This window comes from Janibacter indicus (assembly GCF_900176385.1).
GTDB lineage: Bacteria > Actinomycetota > Actinomycetes > Actinomycetales > Dermatophilaceae > Janibacter > Janibacter indicus.
Map to the genome: position 1 here is coordinate 79,973 of NZ_FWXN01000006.1, position 18,908 is coordinate 98,880.

Here is an 18,908-nt window from a genome sequence, read left to right on the forward strand (position 1 = left end):
CCCACGGCTCAGGCGACGGGGTCGCGCCCCCGCTTGAGCGCTGCCCGCGCTTTGCCCGACTTCCCGATCGCCGCCCACCGCTTGCGGGCAGCGGCCCGGGCGGCGGGGTCGGTGCGCATCGCGATCCACGCCGCCTCGCGCTGGAGCTTGCCCCAGCTGTGCCAGCGACGCTCGTCGAGCTCGCCGGAGGCCAGTGCGGCCTGCACCGCGCAGCCGGGCTCGGTCTCGTGGGCGCAGTCGGCGAAGCGGCACGACGCGATGAGCTCCTCGACGTCGGGGAAGGTCAGCGCCACGCCCTCGCCGTCGTCGTGCAGCCCGATCGAGCGCAGGCCGGGGGTGTCGATGAGCACCCCTCCGCCGGTGAGGGCGATGAGCTCGCGCGCGGTCGTCGTGTGCCGACCCTTGCCGTCCTGCCGAGTCCCGGAGACGAGCTGGACCTCTTCTCCCGCAAGGACGTTCACGAGCGTCGACTTGCCCGCGCCGGACTGGCCGACGAGGGCGGTGGTCCCGCCGGAGAGGACCGCGGCGAGGACGTCGACGCCCTCGCCGGTCTCGGCGGAGACGACGTGGACGTCGACCCCGGGCGCGGCCGTCTCGACCTCGGCGCGGGTGGCGTCCGGGTCGTAGGCGAGGTCGCACTTCGTCAGCACGACGAGCGGCTGCGCCCCGGACTCCCAGGCGACGACGAGATAGCGCTCGATGGTCGACAGGTTGACCCGGGTCTCGAAGGGCACTGCCACGAGCACGTGGTCGAGGTTGGCGGCCATGACCTGGGCGTCGGACCGCTCGCCGGCGGCCTTGCGCACGATCGCGGAGCTGCGCGGCAGGACCACGCGGACGACGTCACCGTCGGGGCGGCGCTCCAGGCCCACCCAGTCGCCGGTCGTCGGCTGGTCCTCGAGCTCGCTGCCCGCCGGCAGCCGGACGAGCGCCGGGGTCGGCCCGTCGGCGGTGTGGACGGTCACCCGCCCGCGGTCGACCCGGCCGACGCGCCCCGCCACGAGGTCGAAGGCGCCGTCCTGAGGAGCGACGGAGGAGCCACGAAGGGGGGAGCCCGTCACGGCGTCGTCGAAGGCGCCCGCGGTCGTGTCGTCCCACCCGAGGTCGGTGAGGGTGGGGACGGTGGTGGTGTCGCTCATCGGCACCACGGTGGCACCGGTGCCGGGCCGCTCGCCAGTGATTATCTGCCGGGCCCGGCACCCGGTCCGTCAGGGATCAGGCGCGTCGGCGGCGCAGCCAGACGACGAGGCCGATGACCGTGACGACGACGGCGAGGCAGCACAGTGCGCCACCGATCGAGGCCATGACGATGCTGCCGACGGACAGGTTGTCCCCGACGACGAAGGGCGCCGTGCAGCTGATCGTGTAGCCGCCACCCTGCTCGGCGTCGAAGGCCATGACCCGGTGCAACGTCTTGTCGCCTGCCGTCACCGACTGGTCGCCCGTACCGGAGTCGGACACGGCGCCGGCGGGACCGGTCACGGTGCACGATGCGGTCGCGGTCTCCGACCAGACGGCCACCGACTCACCCTCCTCGAGGGTGACCGAGTAGGACCGGGTCTGCATCGGCTCGTCGGCGAGCTCCTGGCTCTGGCCGAAGACGGAGAACCCGCCGATCCCGCACAGCACGAAGGAGATGAGGAGGATGACCAGACCGGTGACGAAGACCCAGGGGGTCCCGCGCTTCGTGGGCTGCTGGGGCGGCATCGCGTAGCTCATGGCCACACCCTAGGAGGACCGCACCCCGGCGCGTGGGACGGACTCACCACCAGACCGTTGACAGATCAATCACCCTCCGCCACGATGACGCCCGGGGGAACCGCGGGAGCGGTGCATCGCAGGGGCCTCCACTCACCCTTTCACCCCCCTTCGTCACGCGGACTCTGCCGTGATCCGCGCTACCGCCACCTTGGCTGCCGCTGCCCTGATGCTGTCCCTGCCCACCGCCGCGAGCGCCGCACCAGCTGCCGTCGCACCCTCTGCCGTCACCGTCTTCGCGCCGGCCGTCGCCTCGGCGACGAGCGCCCGACCCAAGGGCAGCTACGCGGTCAAGGTCGTGAGCGTCACCGACGGCGACACCATCCGGGTCCGGGTCAAGGGCCGCTCCACGCCCGTGCGCCTCATCGGGCTCAACGCCCCCGAGACCAACCCTCGGCAGTGCTACGGCACCCAGGCCACGAGCCGGATGAAGCAGTTGACCAAGGGCGGCACCGTCTACATCAAGGCCGACGGCTCGCAGGGCAACAAGGACACGTACGGCCGACTGCTGCGCCACGTCTACACGCCCGGCGGCACGTCGCTGGCGCTGAAGATGATCGAGGGAGGCTACGCGCGGGAGTACACCTACAACCGTAAGTACGCCGGGCAGTACTCGCACCGACGTGCCCAGAGCCGGGCCAAGTCGGCGAAGCGCGGGCTGTGGCGCTCGTGCGTGTCCACCCCGAAGCCGACGCCGGTCAGCACCAGCTGCAAGATCAAGGGCAACATCAGCAGCAGCGGCGAGCGGATCTACCACCTGCCCGGGCAGCGCTTCTACAACGTGACGAAGATCGACACGAGCAAGGGCGAGCGCTGGATCTGCACCGAGACGCAGGCGCGCAACGCCGGGTGGCGCAAGAGCAAGGTCTGATCAGGGGCCGACGCGACGCCGCGACGGGCCGCCCAGCGCCGCCCAGACCGTCGTCTGCTTGTCGTCGCGCTGGACGCCCCACTCGTGGGCGATGCTGCGCACGATCCGCAGGCCGCGGCCGGACGTGGCCCACATCTGGCGGGGCGCCGGGGCCGGCTCGGTCTCGGCGCCGCCGTCGCTCACCTCGACCTCGACGTTGTCGCCGCGGGCCTTCCAGTGGATGCGCACGGTCCGGTCGGCGAGCGGCGAGGCGTGCCGAAGGGAGTTGGTCACCAGCTCGGTGACGACGAGCTCGGCCTCGCCGATGACCTGCTCGCTGACCTCACGCGCCGCGAGGTCGAGGGCGATCGCCTCGCGCACCCGGGTGACGGTCTGCAGCTCCCAGCGGGCCCGGATCGTGCGGGCCTGGCCGCGGCCGATCTCTCCCCCGAAGGAGTCGAGCGTCGGTGCGGTCGCGGCGCCGTCCTGTGGCTGCCCCATGTCTGACGATCCCTTCGTCGCGGTCGCGGACCCGGTCATTGTCCCTGCCACGGCGGTGCGACCCAACTCCCGGGCCGTGCAGCGCCTACGCTGACCGCCATGGGTAAGGCTTCACGTCGCAAGAAGGACGCACAGGGCAAGACCAAGGTCGCCCCCGTGCCATATGTCGCACGCCCCTTCGAGGGGCTGCCGGGCGAGCCCGACTGGGTGGCCGCCTACGAGATCCTCCCGGCGGCCACGGCCACTCTGACGCTGCGGTCCGACGCGGTGCCCGCGGACTCCCCCGACACGGTGACGCTCGCGAGCGTGCTGCCGATGGCCTGGCCGGCGCTGCGCCGTCAGGACGGCAGCGTGCTCATCGCCAGCCAGTCCGGGTCGAGCAGCGGCGACCCGAGCCGCGACCTCGCGCAGGCGCTGCTCACCGCCCTGGCCGCCGAGCCGGGCGCCCCGATCCCCCAGCTGCCGCGCACGACCGCCGAGACCCCGCGGCTGCAGGACCTCGTCGACACCTCCGCCCCCTTCGACATCACCGTCCACGAGGGCTTTGACTTCTGGGTCGACGGCCAGGAGGTGAGCGGCGAGGCCGCCGCGTCCCTCGAGCGGGCCAACGAGTCCGTCGTCCCGACCACCCCGATCGCCGGCACCCCGAGCACCTACTGGTGCCGCATCGGCGAGCGCACCTACATCCGCCACGTCCTCGCCGACGACGAGGAGAGCGCGACGACCGCCCTGGCCCGACTCCACGCGAAGGGGGAGGCGCACCTCGACGAGGACCGCCGCCTGCTCGGCATGTTCCGCGCCGGCGGCCTCGTCGTCCCCGTGTGGGAGGTCGCGGCCGACTCCGAGCCCGCCGAGCACGAGGGCGCGGTGGCCGACTTCGCCACCCGCTACGCGGCCGCGGCCGCCACGACCGACGACCTCACTGCCGACGAGCGCCGGGCCCGTTCCGGTCTGCTCTCGCGGCAGGTGACCCTGCGCTGACGATGTCCGCGAGAGTGGCCGCGATCGTCCCGGCCAAGGACGAGGCCGAGCGGGTCGCCGCGACGGTCACCGCACTGCTCTCGCTCCAGGACGTCGACGTCGTGGTCGTCGTCGACGACGGGTCGACCGACGCCACGGCCAGCGAGGCCGCCGACGCCGGGGCTCTCGTCGCGCGCCACCCCGCCAACCGCGGCAAGGCGGCTGCCCTCGAGACCGGCGTCGCCCGGCTCGTCACCGAGGAGCAGCGCACCGGATCGCCCGAGCACGTGCTCCTCTTCGCCGACGCGGACCTCGCCGAGTCCGCAGCCAACCTCGAGCCCCTCCTCGTCCCGGTCCTGCTCGGGTCCGCCGACCTGACCGTCGCCAACATCCCGCGCTCGGCGTCCTCGCTCGGCTCCGGCCGCGTCGTCCGGCTGGCCCGCGCGCAGATCGAGGCGATGACCGGGCGCACGATCGAGCAGCCGCTCAACGGCATGCGGGCACTCACCCGGGCGACCTTCGCCGATGCCACCCCCTTGGCGTCCGGCTGGGGCGTCGAGGCGGCCATGCTCGTCGACGTGCTGCGGGCCGGCCGGCGGGTCGTCGAGGTGCCCGTGGAGCTGACCCACCGGCGCACCGGCAACGACATCAAGGGCCGGGTGCACCGGGCCATGCAGCTGCGCGACGTGTCGACGGCGCTGCTGGCTCGGCGCTTCCTGTCGTGAGCACCCCGGGCGAGGGGGTCTCGAGGCTTCGGCCGTGGACGGCCTCGCACCTCGACCACCGTGGAAGCGACCCGCTGGGGCTCGGCCTGCTCGTCGTCGGCATCGGCCTGCTCCTGCTCGTCGGGGCGAGCGGCACCTCGCTGGCCCTCCCTCCCCTGGGACCGAGGGGCTGGGCTCCCCCCTCGCTCCCGTGGCGGCTCGGCGGCTGGACGGTCATCGCCCTCCAGGCCACCGGCTACGCCCTGGGCGCGGTCTCGCTGTGGCGGCACGTGCGGCGGCCGACCCCCCTTCGCCTGCGGTGGTGGCACCTCGTGGTGCTCGCCGGGCTGGTGCTGCTCACCGCGCCCTTCGGGACCGCCGACCACACCAACTACGCGGCCTACGGGCGGATCCTCGTCGAGGGCGGCGACCCGTGGTCGGTCGTGCCGGCGGAGTGGCGCGGCGGGGCCGACCCCGTCGTCAGCCGGGTCCAGGACCCGTGGCGTGAGGCGACGAGCGTCTACGGGCCGGTCGGCACGTGGCTCATGGGGCTCGCGGCCGGGGTCGGCGGTGACGTCGCCCGGCAGGTCGTGTGGGTCTGGCAGGCGCTCGTCGTCGCGGCCTGGCTCGGCACCCGTGAGCTGCTCGTGCGCCTGGGCACACCCCGGCCCACCGTCGACCGGTGGTGGACGGCCAATGTCCTCGTCCTCGGCGCCGGGGTCCTCGGGGCGCACGTCGACACCCTCGCCGTCTGCGCGATGGCCGCGGCCCTCGGGCTCGGCCTCGCCCGGCGACCGCTGCTCGCCGGGCTCGCCACCGGGCTCGCCGCGAGCGTGAAGCTGACCGCCGGGGTCGTCGGCGTCGCGCTGGTGTGGGACCTGCTCTCACGGCGTGGGGGTCGGTGGGCCGGTGCCGGTGCACTCGTGCTCGGGACCCTCCTCGTGCTCGTGCCGGCTCATGCCGTCGTGGGTGCCCACGCGCTCGGTCGGATCACCGAGGCCGGCGGCGGGATCTCCTACGCGATGCCGTGGCGTGGCCTCTACACGCTGCTCGACCTCGCCACGAGCGAGCCCTTCGCGCGCACGACGACGACCTGGATCGCGGCGGGCGCGTGCCTGCTGCTCGCCATCGCCCTGTGGCGGATCACCGAGGGCCTGACCGACGTGGTCGTGGTGCGGGCGCTGTGGGTGCTCACGACGGCCTACGCGCTCGGCGCGGGCTACGTCCTGCCCTGGTACGAGCTGCCGCAGTGGCTGGCGACCGCCGTGCTCGTCGGGGTCGTGGGGCGCGAGGGGTGGCGTCGGCTCGCTCCGGTGCTGCTCCTGCTGGTGGGTCGCTCGCTCGTCCTCGCCCTGGCCTACGTCCCCGGTCGCGTCCAGCTGCCCGAGAAGATCGAGACGGTGACGCTGGGCTTCCGCTTCGTTGCGTCGCCACTGGCCACGGTCGCCGTGTGGGTCGCGATCTGGGTGCTGTGCCGGCAAGCCCGTCAGAGTCGAGTCAGGGGATGGTCAGGAAGGGGTCAACGGATCTAAGATCCAGTGATCGCGCGCGACCCGGGGGGACGAGATGGAGTGCACTTCGTGCGGGACGACGAGCACGGGGGCCTTCTGCCCCGGGTGCGGGGCCCGCATGGCGACCGATGGTGGTACGGACGACGCCGGTCGCTTCTGGCAGGACGACGAGCCAACCCGCGCCCAGGCAGCACTCGACCCCGGCCCGGGCTGGCCGCAGCCGTCGCCCGAGACCTCGGGGGACGACTGGATCGTGCAGCCGACGCCGCCCACGGGCACAGGTCCACTCCCGGTCACGCCCACTGCCGGTGCACCGACAGCGGGGGCCTCGATGGCCCCACCCCCCGGCTCGCACGGCGGCCCGCCCTGGACCGCAATCGTCGCTGCCGTCGTTGCCGGTGTCCTGCTGCTCGGTGCGGGTGGTGCAGCGTTGTGGTTCTTCGGCTCCGACGGCGAGCCCGCGGCCGGGCCCCCTTCGACCTCGACGCCGACGACGACCGTGACCTCCACACCCCCGCCCACGACGACCGTGACGAGTACCGCGACGCCGCCGCCCACGACCACGGTGACCACGACCGCGGCCCCGCCGAGTGCGGCCGAGCAGCTGAGCGACAAGCGCGACGAGTCGCTCGCCCGGCTCGACACCGACGGCGACTGGGCGGTGAGCCTCTCGGCCAAGCAGGACGGCACCCGTGACGACCGCCAGGTCACGAGCAGCGGGTCGCACGTCTTCCGACTCCCCGACATCCTCGAGCTGCACGAGGGGTACGAGTCGACCTACGCCTGGACCGACGTCTACCTGCTCAAGGCCGAAGATCTTGGCAGCACCGTGGGAGCCGACGACGACAAGATCTGGATGACCATCGTCGACCCCGGATGGCTGACCAGCCGCGAGGACGCCGAGGCATGGTGCGCGGTCGAGTTCTCGTGGCTGAGCGGAGACGACCTCGACAACGCCTGCTACCCCCGTCAGCTGCAAGCTCCCTGACGCTGAGACGCTGGTCAGTCGCCGGCACCGGCCCACAGGACGAGCAGCGCCGGCGCGAGGACGAGAGCTGCCGCAGCCGGGATCGCGGTGCCCGAGTCGTTGAGCAGGAAGCCCACGGTGAGCGCGACGACGAGACCGATGAGTCCCACGCGCAGGGCCGGGTATGCCGCCAGGACGGGCTGGATCCGTTGCCCCGCAGCGCTGTCCGGCCGCGCCAGCACCCAGATGACGGCGACGAGGACGACCGGCACGAGCAGCGCGGTCCGCTCCGGCCCGAGGAGCAGGTCGACATTGGTCTCGAGCTTGCGCACGAGGATCCCCCACGCGTCGCCAGCGAGCAGGCTGCCGAAGAAGCGTCCCAGGTGGGTGCGCGACTCCTCGGGACGCAGCCAGTCCAGCCCGGCCATCGCGAGGAAGCCGACGACCGTCGCGACCCCGATCGCCAGGACCTTGCCCCAGCCGAGCCGGACCCCCGCCACGGCCAGCACGAGGTAGCCGACGGACGGGATGAGCGCGAGCGCGCCCCCGCCGTCGGCTCCGAGCCAGGCGTCGACGACGAAGGTCGCGCCCCCCACGACCGCGACGACCAGCGCAGCCGTCCGCCGGCGCCCCGCCGCGACGAAGGGGGAGGCCAGCGCCGCCATGAGGAAGAAGGCCGCCGCGACGAAGATCGCGAAGGGCACGTTGCCGAAGCCGTGGAAGCGGCCGCCGTCGAGGGGCAGCAGACCGAGGACGGACAGCATCGTCATGCGCCCGCCGAGGAGCAGGTCGACGGCGAGCAGACCCCACGTCACGCCGGCGACGGTCCCGACGGCGACGAGCGCCGCCCGTCGTGGCCCGCCCGACGCTCCCTCGTCACCGGGCCAGCGCCGCTGGACGAGCAGCACGACCACCAGCACCAGCGCCAGCAGGGCCAGGTCGATGACGACCAGCCGCAGGACGAACCCGCCCATGGCAGAAGGCGTGTCGAACCACCGGGTGAGCGTCAGCAGGTAGGTCGAGGCGGGCACCGCCATCGCCGCCAGGGCGACGACGCCGACGGCACGACGGACGACGGGGCGGCGGGACCGCGGGCCCAGCGCCCCGCCGAGCCCGGCGATGACGAGCAGCCCGGCGAGCCCGAGGCCGAAGCCCCGGAAGAAGGGCGGGATGACCTCGTCGGCCGCGCGCAGCTGGGCGTCGTCGTCGACGAGCGAGGCGCGCCGGTCCTCGTAGGCGCCGTCGTCGAGGACCGGCACGAGCATTCGGCCGGTGACCCGGTCGGGGGGCGTCAGCCCGGCGAGCGCGAGCGTCGTGTGGGTGACGTCGGCGACCTGGGCCATCTCGTCGCGGGTCGTCGAGTCGGAGTGCAGCCAGCCCGGCTCGACGTCGGCGCCGTGCATCGCGAGCACCCGCAGCCCGGGCTTCCCGCCGTCGTCGGAGAGGCCGGCGAGGATGACGACCGTGTCGCCGTCGACCGACGCGACGACGTCGGCGACGGTGCGGTCGACCGCCGCGACCTGCTGGGCCCGGACCCCGTCGGGCACCGTGATCGCGGGGGCGCCGACGAGGGTGATCGGGCACGGCTCGTTGATCCCCGCCCTCCCGGACCAGCCGCCGCCGGCGTGGTCGACGACGGCCAGGACCGACCCCGGTCCGCTGCCGGAGACGCAGACGCCCGCCTCCTCGGCGGTCTCGCCGAGCGTCCCGATCTGCGCGTCGAAGCCCTGCTGGGAGATCCGCTGCGACAGGTCGGCCCAGTACTGCGGGTCCATCTCGACGGTCGTGAGGTCGGACGAGCTGTCGACCTGCGGCAGGGCGCTGCACGTCGGCAGCGCCCGCGGGTCGGCGCGCAGCTGGGCGCGCGTCACGTCGCGCGGCTCGGCGGCGCGGGTCCCGGCAGACAACCCGAGCCAGCCATCGCTGGGACACGACGTGAAATACGTCGACCGCACGTTGAGGTTGGCCAGGGCCGCCCCCTTCGCGAAGCTCGTGATCGCCGGCGCGCCCTCCTCGGTCACGTCGCTCCACGACAGGCCGGGGGCGCCGATGACGACGACGTCACGGGGTCCCCCTTCGTCCTGCGGGGCGGCGGAGGCCGGCGGCACGGCCAGACCCGCGAGGACGAGCAGGGCCAGCAGCAGGGCGGGCGCACCCCGGGGACGAAGGGGGTGACGTCCGCTGGCCATGGACCCACCGTAGTGATCCGGGCCGGGCGGGGAGGCGTCGGACACAATGGCGACATGCGCCGCCTGAGCCGACCCCACCTGATCCTCGGGGTCGTCCTCTTCGTGCTCGTCGCGGCCTGGCCGGTGGCGAAGTTCCTCATCTTCTTCCCGCAGGACCAATGGCAGGTCGACGTGCAGGTCTACCGCGAGGGCGGCCTGTCGGTGCTGCAGGGGCGCGACATCTACGCGCAGATGACCCAGCCGCCGCAGCTACTGCCCTTCACCTACCCGCCGATCGCGGCCTTCCTGTCCGTCCCGCTGGCCTTCGTCCCCTTCGAGGTGGCGGCCTGGGGGTGGACCATCGCCCAGCTGGCCGCCGACGTCGCGATCGTCTGGTTCGCCTGGTACCGGCTGCGCGAGCGGGTCGGGGTGTGGGCGCCGGTGCTCGTCGGGGTCGTCGCCGCCGGCTTCCTGTGGACCCAGCCGGTCGGTGACGGGATCCGCTTCGCCCAGGTCAACGCCTTCCTCGTCCTCGCCTGCCTGCTCGACCTGCAGCGGCCCCGGCAGCGCTGGCTGATGACGGTGCCACCGGGCGTGCTCGTCGGTCTCGCCATGGCGATCAAGTTGACGCCGGGCGTCTTCGTCATCCACTACCTCGTGGGCAAGCGGTGGCGCGAGGCCGGATGGGCCATCGGGACGGCGACCTTCGTCTCGCTGGCGGCATGGTTCCTCCTGCCGCAGGCCTCCTTCGCCTTCTGGGGCGGGGCGCTGTCGGACCCGACCCGGCTGGGCCCCAACGAGGGGTCGGCCAACCAGGCCTTCCGCGCGACGCTCCTGCGGCGTGGCCTCGACGGCCCCGAGCTGCTGCTCGGGTGGGCACCGTGGCTGCTCGTCGTGGGGGTCGCCGTCTACTGGGTCGCCCGCCGGGCGCACCGCCAGGGCGACTGGGTCGCCGAGGTCGCGGCCGTCGGGCTCGCCGGCTTCCTGCTCTCCCCGGTCTCGTGGGTGCACCATCTGCACTGGATCATGGTCATCGTCCCGGCGATCCTCGGCCCATGCGTCGTGCGCTGGCGCCGGCCGGACTGGCCGCGCGTCGCCGCTGCCGCCGTCGTCGTCGCGTGGTTCGTCTGCACCCTGCCCTTCTGGGGCGTGCTGTGGGTGCGCGCCGACCGGGAGCCGCGCTGGGTCGGCGACCTGCTCCAGGAGGGCAATGTCATCGGCAGCGTCGTCGTCCTCGTGCTCCTCGCGTGGGCGGTGCGGCGCAGCGACCGTGAGATGACGGCCGCGGAGCCGGAGGCAGCGCCTAGGGTGACGCCATGACCGCCGTCGAGATCGCCCTGCTGTGCGGGCTCGTCGTCGCGCTGGCACTCGCCGCCGTCGCGCTGGCCGCCTGCCGGCGGCTCGCGGCACGGGTCGCCGAGCTCGAGCACCGCTCACCCGTCGGCGAAGGCGACCTCGCCTCCCTTCGCCACGACATCGCGCAGGCGCTGCGTCACGTGGCGGTCGTGCGCTACGACGCCTTCGGCGACATGGGCGGGCGGCTGTCCTTTTCCGCGGCGATCATCGACGACGCCGGCGACGGCCTCGTCGTGAGCAGCATCCACGGCCGCGGGGAGTCGCGGACCTACGCCAAGGGCGTCGTCGGTGGCGATGCCGACGCCACGCTCACCCCGGAGGAGCGCCAGGCGCTCGCCGCGGCCCGCACCGGGTCACCGGACGCCTGACCCCCTTCGTCCGTCACCAGGAGGAGAGAGATGACCCGCTACGCCTACCTCGGCCCCGAGGGCACCTTCACCCAGCAGGCGCTGCTGTCGTGGGTGGCCGACGCGGAGCACGAGCAGGTGCCGCTCGGGTCGGTCGACGCGGCCCTCGACGCGCTGCGCTCGGGCGAGGTCGACGCGGCGGTCGTCCCGATCGAAAACTCCGTCGAAGGGGGTGTCTCGGCCACCCTCGACGCCCTCGCCTCGGGTGACCCGCTCGTCATCGTCGGCGAGGTCCTCGTGCCGATCACCTTCGTCGCATGCGCCCGGCCGGGCACCACGCTGGCCGCGGCGCGCGCCATCGGCACCCACAGCCACGCGTGGGCACAGGTCCGCGGATGGGCCGGCAAGGCTGCGCCGCAGGCGATCTACGTCCCGACGCTGTCGACGGCGTCGGCGGCCAAGGACCTGGCCGAGCACCCGGGCGAGGTCGGCTACGACGTCGCGGTGTGCGCGCCGATCGCGGCCGAGCACTTCGGGCTCGAGGTCGTCGGGCACGACATCGGTGACATGACCAATGCGGTGACCCGCTTCGTCGTCGTCTCCCGGCCCGACTGGCTCCCGGCGCCCACCGGACGCGACAAGACGACGGTCGTGCTCTACCAGCGCAGCGACCGCGCGGGCGGGCTGCTCGAGCTGCTCGAGCAGTTCGCCGTCCGCGGGATCAACATGACCCGGCTCGAGTCGCGGCCGACGAAGGAGTCGATGGGCTCCTACTGCTTCTCCATCGACCTCGAGGGGCACGTGCAGGACGAGCGGGTGGGCGCGGCGCTGATGAGCCTGCACCGGGTGTGCGCCGACGTGCGCTTCCTCGGGTCCTACCCGGCCGCCGCCGGCACCCCGATCTCGGTCGACCCGATCACGAGCGACGCGGCCTTCGTCGCCGCGCGGGAGTGGCTCGACCGGCTGCGCCGGCTGGGCGGATGAGGCTCGCGCTGCCGCAGGCGGTGAGCCGGTGCGGGCGGCGGCAGCCGCGCGTCATTGACCCACCTGGTGGAGCAGGAGCGTAGTGCGCTGGCCGGGCTCGGCTCACGTCGCCACCGCCCCCGGGTCCGGCGACCACCGGGCCCCTCAACCCACGACGCCGCTGCTCCACCAGACGGGTCACGCTCACCGACCCGCCAGCACGCCCTCGCACCAGTCGAGCAGCCGGGTCATCAGCCCGGCCGACTCGGGCAGCCGTGCGTCGGACAGGTACGAGTGCCACATCCCCTCGGCGAGCACGAGGTCCGCGTCGCCACCGGCGGCCCGCCACGCGGTGTGGATCCGGGCGGTGTCCGAGAGGAAGAGGTCGCGCGTGCCGGTCGTGAAGATCGCCGGCGGCAGCGCTTCGCCCGACCAGTCGGCGTGCACCGGGGAGACGAGCGGGTCGCGCAGGTCCGCCGACCCGGCATAGGCCCGCGCGAAGCGCTCCTGCTGCCCGCGCCAGCGCAGGTAGGCGTCGCGCCGTTCGTTGACGCGATAGGAGTCGCCCTCCCCTGCCAGGTCTCCGAAGGGGGTCAACCCCACCACCCCGAGCGGCAGCGGCAGGTCCTCGCCGGCCGCACGCTGCTGCCGGATCCGTTGCAGCACACCGAGGGCCAGGTTGGCACCGGCGGAGACGCCACCGAGCAGCACGCGCGGCCCGCGCTCGCGCACCCCGGCCTCGTAGGCCGCCAGGCAGTGCTCGATGGCCACCGGGAAGCGCGCCTCGGGCGCGAGCGGGTACTCGACCGAGACGACCGGGCGCCCGAGCCCGGCCGCGAGCCGCAGCCCGGTCCCGTCATGCGCCGACCCCCAGCAGAAGCCGCCCCCGTGCACCCACAGCACCCACGCCCCCTCAGTTCGCATTGCCCTACGGCAATGCGAACTCGTCAGCACCAGGTCCCCGCGGACATCGCGCTCGACCTCGACCCCCAGGGCAGCGCGATCCGCCTCAAATCCGGCAAGGCGGGCCTCGGCCCCCTTCGTCCGCAGCCAGCGGGTGATCCGGGGCGTGAGCGGCCACCGGTGCACGCGGTTGTCCGCCTCGTCCGCCGCCGCAACGGCCACCGAGCTCACCGTCGGCGGGAACCACGGCTTCACAGGTGCTCGCGCCCGCTGATCCGGGTGTCGACCCAGTGGTTGACCTCGCCCCACCGCGCGTCGAGCCACTCGGCGACCGCGTCGCCGTCGGTCGGCACGTCCTCGCTGCGATAGGTGCGGCCCCGGATGAGCAGCCGGTTGCGGAAGGGCACGGCCCGGATCACCGCGGCCGGCCCCGAGATCATGTCGAGCCCGGTGTGCGAGATGACCATGACATCGGCGTCGGGCGCGTGCTGACGCATCGACGCGACGCCGCGGGAGCGAGCTTCGAGCACCCACGGCCTCGAGACCGCGGTGGCGAGCCGGTCGGCCTCGCCCGCCGCCTTGAGCCTCCGCAGCTGGTCCTCGTGCCGCTCGCGGGTCCAGTTGCGCCCCTCGGGGAAGATGAGCATCGCGTCCTTGGCCGAGAGGGTCGAGGCGAGCGTCGCGACCCCCTTGGTCCGGTCGTCGCCGGCGCCGGAGCGCGAGGGCACGAAGTAGGAGTCGAGCCGCTGCAGCACCATCGCGATGCCCGGGTCCCAGAGCATCGCGTCGGCGAGGACGATCCGCGGGATCCGCCCGGCCGTGCCCGCGAGCAGCCAGGCGATGGCGAGCGAGTCGGCGGGGCCGGCGTGCCGGGAGATGACGACGAGCGGGTGGCCGGGGCGTCCCACGGTCATCTCACCCTCGATCTCGATGTGGAAGCCGACGACCTTCTTGGCCGTGTAGAGCACGTTGTTGAGGGCGCGCTGGATCAGGGCGAGGTGGTCGGCGTCCCACGTCGGGCTCGTACCGCGCGGCGAGCGCAGCCGCAGGTACCAGCACTCGACGACGAGGCCGATGTCCTCCCACATGATGTAGACGGTGAGGAAGAGGCAGCGCAGCAGCGCGAGGTGCCGGTCCCACGGCCACAGCAGCAGCAGGAAGGGCACGAGCACGAGGAAGAGCAGCGACATGACGATGCCGAAGAGCGGGTAGATCGCCTGCAGGACGATCCGCAGCCACAGCGGCGGCGCCGGGAGCGAAGGGAGGGCACTGATCCTCATCGCGTGGTCCCGTCGAGGTAGGCGCTCGTCGCGTCGAAGGCCCGGGACATCCGGTCCTCGACCTTGGCCATGGTGCCCCGGCCGAGCGGTACCGACGTCGTCGGTGCCTTGTCGGTGCCGCTCGGCAGCACGTGCAGGCGCACCGAGTCGGGAACCTCGGCGATCTCCTCGACGAAGCGGTGCCGCCGCGCGATCTCGAAGGCCACCAGACCGACGTCGAGCGGGTTGGTCGGCGCGGAGAGCAGCTGCTCGACCCGGCCGACCTGCAGCACGTGGATCTCGGTGGCGCCCAGGGCGATCGCCCGCCCGACCGGGATCGAGTGGACGAGCCCGCCGTCGTAGTAGTGCGCCCCGTCGATCTCGACCGGCGCGAAGAGACCCGGCACCGCGCAGCTCGCGGCGACCGCCGTGGCGATCGGCCCGGCGGTGAACCACCGCGAGGCCGAGCTCTCGATCTCGGCGGCGACGCACTGGAAGGGCACCGGCAGGTCCTCGATGAGGTCGACCCCGAGGTGGCGCTGGACGAGCCCGGGGATCAGCCCGCGTCGCATGACGTGGGTGCCGTGGCGCGCGAAGCGCGCGGCCTGACGGACCGGGCTCTCGCTCATCTCGCCCGAGCGGACGACGTCGCGCCACAGCTCCTCGAGCCGGGCCACGCCGTCGGCGGTGGGGTCGGCGGCGACGAAGGCGCCGTTGACCGAGCCGATGCTCGTGCCGACGACCAGGTCGGGGGTGATGCCCGCGGCGAGGAGCGCGCGCAGCATGCCGACCTGCGTGGCTCCGAGGACACCGCCTCCGCCGAGGACGAAGGCGGTCGTGGACATGGGCGTCAGATTACTGGGCGGGGGTGTCGGCCCGCGGGTCGGAACCGTCCTGGGGGATGACGTCGACGCCGACCTTGAGGCTGGAGCCACCCCCTTCGCCGAAGATCACGCCCTTGAGCGGCGAGACGTCGCGGAAGTCGCGCCCCCACCCCGTGACGATGTAGCGCGAGTCGGCGAAGTGGTTGTTGGTCGGGTCGAGGTCGACCCAGTCGCCGTCGGGCGTCATCGCCGCGACCCACGCGTGCGAGGCGTCGGAGCCCTGGAGCTTGACCTTGCCCGGCGCCGGTCGGGTCTCGATGTAGCCCGAGACGTAGCGGCCGGGGATGCCGACGGCGCGCAGGCACCCGGCGGCGAGGTGGGCGAAGTCCTGGCAGACGCCTTCGCGCTGGGCGAGCAGCTCGGGCAGCGTCGTCTTGACGCTCGTCGTGCCCTTGGCATAGCGGAAGTCGCGGTAGATGTCGGCGTAGAGCGCCACGAGAGCCTCGCCGAAGGGCCGGTCCGGCGGCAGGATGCCGGCCGAGTAGGCGACGACCTCGGGCGCGATCTCGACGAGCGCGGACGGCAGGAGGTACTGGGCGGCTTCGGCGCGGTCGATGCCCTCACCCGCCGCGAGCAGCTCGGCGGCCTCGGCGACGGTCCACTGGCCCAGCCGCTCCATGTCGGGGGCCGGCCACTCGATCTCCATGAGGCTGACCTTGTTGACGTCGAGGACCGTGTGCGGCGTGCGCACCTCGTAGAAGCTCGAGTGGTTGCCGAAGTGGTCGACGTGTTCGGTGAGGATGTGCGGCTCCGGCGAGATCTCCACCCGGTGCTCGAGGACGCGCTGCTGCCCGGTCTCCCTGGGGCGCAGCAGCGCCCGGCCGAAGGAGTCGGTGACGTACTCCTCGTAGGTGTAGGTCGTGCGGTGGCGCACCTCGTACTGACGAAGGGTGTGGTGCTCCGGCTTGATCACGGGGACCGTGGGGTCGCCGGTGGCGACCGGCTCGGGAGCCGGCGGCCGCTCGGGGACGGAGGACTCCCCCTTCGGCTTGACGACGTCAGGCGTGGACTCGTCGGCGGGGGGCTGCTCGTCGGCAGGCTGCTCGTCGGTGCTCACCAGGACTCCTCCCCACCGTTCCACTGGACCCACTGGACGTTGCGGCCCGGGGTCTTGCGCTGGAAGTAGGCCCGGTCGATGGACCGGTGCGTCTCGCGCAGGTCGGTGCCGAGCCGGGTCAGGGTGCGCACGAGGGGCGTGCGGTTGTCGGCGAAGAGCGCGTCGAGGTCGAGCCCGGCGATCTGGTCGGCGATGGCCCGCGCCTGCGGCAGCGCGGCCTCGTCGTCGATGAGCTCGAGCCCCTCGACGAGCCGGTCGACCTGGAAGGCGACCGAGCGCGGGTTGGTCCGGTCCCGCAGGAGCAGGTCGAGGGCGGCCTGCAGCGCCGACATCCCGCCGAGGCCCGCGGTGAGCCGACGGCGATAGGTGATGACCGACTCGGCGGCGAGGAGGGCTGCCTCGGTCGTCGTGCCCTCGACGACGGGGGTGCGCTCGACGGCGATGACCGAGGCGAGCAGCCGGATCGTCTGCTGGGCGCGCTCGACGCGCTTGCCGGCGTCGGCGAAGGCCCAGGCCGGGTCGCGGATGAGGGACTCGACGCCGATGCCCGCGAGCGCGAGCAGACCCTCGATCGTCTCCATGAGCAGCTCCTGCAGGTCGTCCTGGGGGAGGGCGTGCTGCAGGGTCCGCTCGAGGCGCGACATGACCAGCCAGGTGTCGAGCGACAGGCTCTCGCGCACGGCCTGGGCGGCGATGACGGCGCGGTGGGTGGCATAGGCGACCGACCCGACGATCCGCGGGTCGAGCGTCAGCTCGCGCAGGTGCGGCAGCGGGTCCGCCCGGCGCTCCTGCGCCTCCTCGCCGATGAACCCCGGGCGCACGGCCATGACCTCGGTGACCGCCCCGAGGATCGCGAGCATCGCGGCGTGGCCGGTCGTGCCGGGGCGGGCGGCGTGGTCGTCGACGAGGTTGTCGGCGACTCGCAGCAGGCGGGCGGCCGCTTCGGCGCGCTCGGCGTAGCGGCCCATCCAGTAGAGGTCGGCGGCGACACGGGGGGCCGGTGCGGCATAGCCGGCCGCGCTCGTGCCCTCGAGCAGGCTCGAGACGGGGAGGACCTCGCCCTCGGGGCGCGGGGTCTCGCTGTCGACGCGGACCCACACGTCCTTGCTCATCGCGCCGGTGAGGCTCGAGATCTCGCCGGAGTCGGCCCGCACCGAGACGCGGCCGAGGCCGCCGGGCATGACGGCGTAGTCCTCCTCGTCGGCGACGGCGAAGGTGCGCAGCACGACATGGCGCGGCTCGAGGCCACCGGCGGTGACGACCGGGGCGGTCGACATCGTCAACGGGTCCTGCGCGGTCCAGCGCCAGGGCTCCGCCTGGATGCGCATCGCGAGGTCGTCGCGTTCCTGTGCGCTCAGCTGCCAGCCGAAGACCGAGTTGGTCGCGCCGCTGCGCGAGGCCGGCTTGACGACGAGGCTGCCCAGCTGGGTGACGATGTGGCTCAGGTGGGTCGGGTCGCCGGCCCACCAGGTCTGGGTGGAGGCGAGGAGCAGGTCCTCGCCGAGGACCTGGCGGCAGATCTGCGGCAGGTAGGGGATGAGCGCCGGGTTCTCGAGGACGCCCGAGGAGATCGGGTTGACGACCGAGACATTGCCCAGCCGGGCGGCCTCGACGAGGCCGGGCAGGCCGAGGCGCGAGTCGCCGCGCAGGTCGAGCTGGTCGATGGCATCGCCCTCGACGCGGCGCATGATGACGTCGACCGGGGTCAGCCCGGAGGTCGTGCGCATCCAGATCCGCCCGTCGCGGCTGACGAGGTCCTCGGACTCGACGACGGGGACACCGAGCACGGTGGACTGCAGCGCCTCGTCGAAGGCCGCGTCGCTCAGGGCACCGGGGGTGAGGATGACGACGCGCGGCACGTCGTCGGTCTGCGGGGCGGCGGTGACGAGCGCCTTCTGCACCTGGAAGAAGAAGCCGCGCAGTCGGGCGAGGTCGACCTGGCGGTGCAGGTCGGGCAGGACGCGGGCGATGATCCGGCGGTTGGCCATCGCGTAGCCGGCGCCGCTCGGGGCCTGGGTGCGATCGGCGAAGACGCGCCAGGTGCCGTTGCGGTCCCGGGCGAGGTCCATCGCGGGCATGACGAGCTGGCGGGGACCGGGCAGCTGGATCCCGTCGGCCTGCGGCAGCCAGCCGTCGTGGCCGTAGACCGCCGCCCCGGGGACGACGCCGTCGCGCACCAGTCGCTGCTCGCCGGTGAGGTCGGTGAGCACGGCGTCGAGCAGTGCGGCCCGCTGGCGCACGCCCTGCTCGAGGGTGCTCCACTCGCCGGCGCCGAAGGTCAGCGGCAGCGGGTCGAGCTCCCACTCGCGCGGCTCGGTCGGGATCTGCCGGCCCTCGGCGGTCGCGTCCTCGTCGGGGGTGATGCTCGCGCCGTAAGTGATGCCGTCGTCGGCGACGAAGCGCCGGGCCGCAGCACGGGCCGCGAGCAGCGCCGTCAGCCCGGCCCCGCCGACCTGGTCGGCGAGCGGCTCGGAGGCCTCACGGACCCCCTCGAGCGTCACGAGCTCGTCGACGCCCTCGCTGCTCGTGACGACCTCGCGGTAGTCGTCGATCAGGCCGGAGGAGGTCTCTGCGCTGGCCGCTGCGGACATGTGGCGACACTAACGCGGTTGGGTGGGCGGGCCCGAACCTCATCCGCCCCACGATTCTCGGGTCACCCGAGAAACTGCCCCTTCGCAAGAGTTTCAAACCCTTGCGGAGGGGCAGTTTGTCTTGCTGAG

The 18,908-nt window shown here is 73.4% G+C and carries 17 protein-coding genes; 8 read left to right on the forward strand and 9 right to left on the reverse strand.

Annotated features, from left to right (window positions below):
* Positions 1–8: 8 nt before the first annotated feature.
* A complete protein-coding gene (gene rsgA / locus B9B60_RS08425; RefSeq protein WP_084451152.1) occupies positions 9–1,139 on the reverse strand; it encodes a ribosome small subunit-dependent GTPase A in 1,131 nt (376 codons plus the stop codon).
* A 76-nt stretch (positions 1,140–1,215) separates the two neighbouring features.
* Entirely contained in the window at positions 1,216–1,719 is a 504-nt protein-coding gene (locus B9B60_RS08430) for a hypothetical protein (protein ID WP_084450884.1), read from the reverse strand.
* A gap of 169 nt (positions 1,720–1,888) precedes the next feature.
* Between B9B60_RS08430 and B9B60_RS08435 the strand changes: the two genes are divergently transcribed.
* Positions 1,889–2,629, forward strand: coding sequence for a thermonuclease family protein (locus B9B60_RS08435; protein WP_234993804.1), 741 nt, complete (start codon positions 1,889–1,891; stop codon positions 2,627–2,629).
* On the opposite strand, the gene B9B60_RS08440 is transcribed toward B9B60_RS08435, so the two are convergent.
* Positions 2,630–3,109 (reverse strand): ATP-binding protein, encoded by a 480-nt coding sequence (locus tag B9B60_RS08440; protein ID WP_084450887.1) that lies wholly within the window; start codon positions 3,107–3,109, stop codon positions 2,630–2,632. It abuts the gene before it with no gap.
* A 99-nt stretch (positions 3,110–3,208) separates the two neighbouring features.
* Between B9B60_RS08440 and B9B60_RS08445 the strand changes: the two genes are divergently transcribed.
* From B9B60_RS08445 to B9B60_RS08460, 4 genes are all read left to right on the forward strand, one after another.
* A complete protein-coding gene (locus B9B60_RS08445; protein WP_084450889.1) occupies positions 3,209–4,090 on the forward strand; it encodes a DUF5926 family protein in 882 nt (293 codons plus the stop codon).
* A gap of 2 nt (positions 4,091–4,092) precedes the next feature.
* Positions 4,093–4,794: a glycosyltransferase gene (locus tag B9B60_RS08450; RefSeq protein ID WP_234993805.1), complete on the forward strand. Its 702-nt coding sequence runs from the start codon at positions 4,093–4,095 to the stop codon at positions 4,792–4,794.
* Positions 4,791–6,305: a glycosyltransferase family 87 protein gene (locus B9B60_RS08455; protein WP_084450891.1), complete on the forward strand. Its 1,515-nt coding sequence runs from the start codon at positions 4,791–4,793 to the stop codon at positions 6,303–6,305. Before B9B60_RS08450 ends, B9B60_RS08455 begins: the two co-directional genes overlap by 4 nt.
* Before the next feature lie 97 nt (positions 6,306–6,402).
* Positions 6,403–7,272: a hypothetical protein gene (locus tag B9B60_RS08460; protein WP_084450893.1), complete on the forward strand. Its 870-nt coding sequence runs from the start codon at positions 6,403–6,405 to the stop codon at positions 7,270–7,272.
* A 14-nt stretch (positions 7,273–7,286) separates the two neighbouring features.
* Here the strand turns inward: B9B60_RS08460 and B9B60_RS17515 are convergent, their stop codons facing one another.
* On the reverse strand, positions 7,287–9,440 hold the full coding sequence (locus tag B9B60_RS17515; RefSeq protein ID WP_234993806.1) for an alkaline phosphatase family protein: 2,154 nt from the start codon (positions 9,438–9,440) through the stop codon (positions 7,287–7,289).
* 54 nt (positions 9,441–9,494) lie between these two features.
* Here B9B60_RS17515 and B9B60_RS17520 point away from each other — a divergent pair, with 54 nt between their 5' ends.
* From B9B60_RS17520 to pheA, 3 genes are read left to right on the forward strand one after another with little or no spacing between them, the layout of a single operon-like run.
* Positions 9,495–10,739, forward strand: coding sequence for a glycosyltransferase 87 family protein (locus B9B60_RS17520; RefSeq protein WP_234993807.1), 1,245 nt, complete (start codon positions 9,495–9,497; stop codon positions 10,737–10,739).
* Positions 10,736–11,143, forward strand: coding sequence for a DUF4446 family protein (locus B9B60_RS08475; protein WP_084450897.1), 408 nt, complete (start codon positions 10,736–10,738; stop codon positions 11,141–11,143). The genes B9B60_RS17520 and B9B60_RS08475 overlap by 4 nt, the downstream gene beginning before the upstream one ends.
* A gap of 30 nt (positions 11,144–11,173) precedes the next feature.
* Entirely contained in the window at positions 11,174–12,106 is a 933-nt protein-coding gene (pheA, locus tag B9B60_RS08480; protein ID WP_084450899.1) for a prephenate dehydratase, read from the forward strand.
* A gap of 183 nt (positions 12,107–12,289) precedes the next feature.
* Here the strand turns inward: pheA and B9B60_RS08485 are convergent, their stop codons facing one another.
* The 5 genes from B9B60_RS08485 to B9B60_RS08505 are packed head-to-tail and all read right to left on the reverse strand — an operon-like array spanning position 12,290 to position 18,779.
* Complete coding sequence (locus B9B60_RS08485; RefSeq protein ID WP_143445508.1) at positions 12,290–13,210, reverse strand: alpha/beta hydrolase; 921 nt, start codon at positions 13,208–13,210, stop codon at positions 12,290–12,292.
* A 29-nt stretch (positions 13,211–13,239) separates the two neighbouring features.
* Positions 13,240–14,268, reverse strand: a complete 1,029-nt coding sequence (locus B9B60_RS08490) for a 1-acyl-sn-glycerol-3-phosphate acyltransferase (protein WP_084450903.1) — start codon at positions 14,266–14,268, stop codon at positions 13,240–13,242.
* Positions 14,265–15,092, reverse strand: a complete 828-nt coding sequence (locus B9B60_RS08495) for a patatin-like phospholipase family protein (RefSeq protein ID WP_084450905.1) — start codon at positions 15,090–15,092, stop codon at positions 14,265–14,267. The genes B9B60_RS08490 and B9B60_RS08495 overlap by 4 nt, the downstream gene beginning before the upstream one ends.
* 10 nt (positions 15,093–15,102) lie before the next feature.
* The gene (locus B9B60_RS08500; protein WP_159451177.1) at positions 15,103–16,188 is read right to left on the reverse strand and encodes a transglutaminase family protein; all 1,086 of its coding nucleotides are present in this window, start codon (positions 16,186–16,188) and stop codon (positions 15,103–15,105) included.
* Positions 16,185–18,779: a circularly permuted type 2 ATP-grasp protein gene (locus B9B60_RS08505; protein WP_084450909.1), complete on the reverse strand. Its 2,595-nt coding sequence runs from the start codon at positions 18,777–18,779 to the stop codon at positions 16,185–16,187. The genes B9B60_RS08500 and B9B60_RS08505 overlap by 4 nt, the downstream gene beginning before the upstream one ends.
* Positions 18,780–18,908 lie beyond the last annotated feature (129 nt).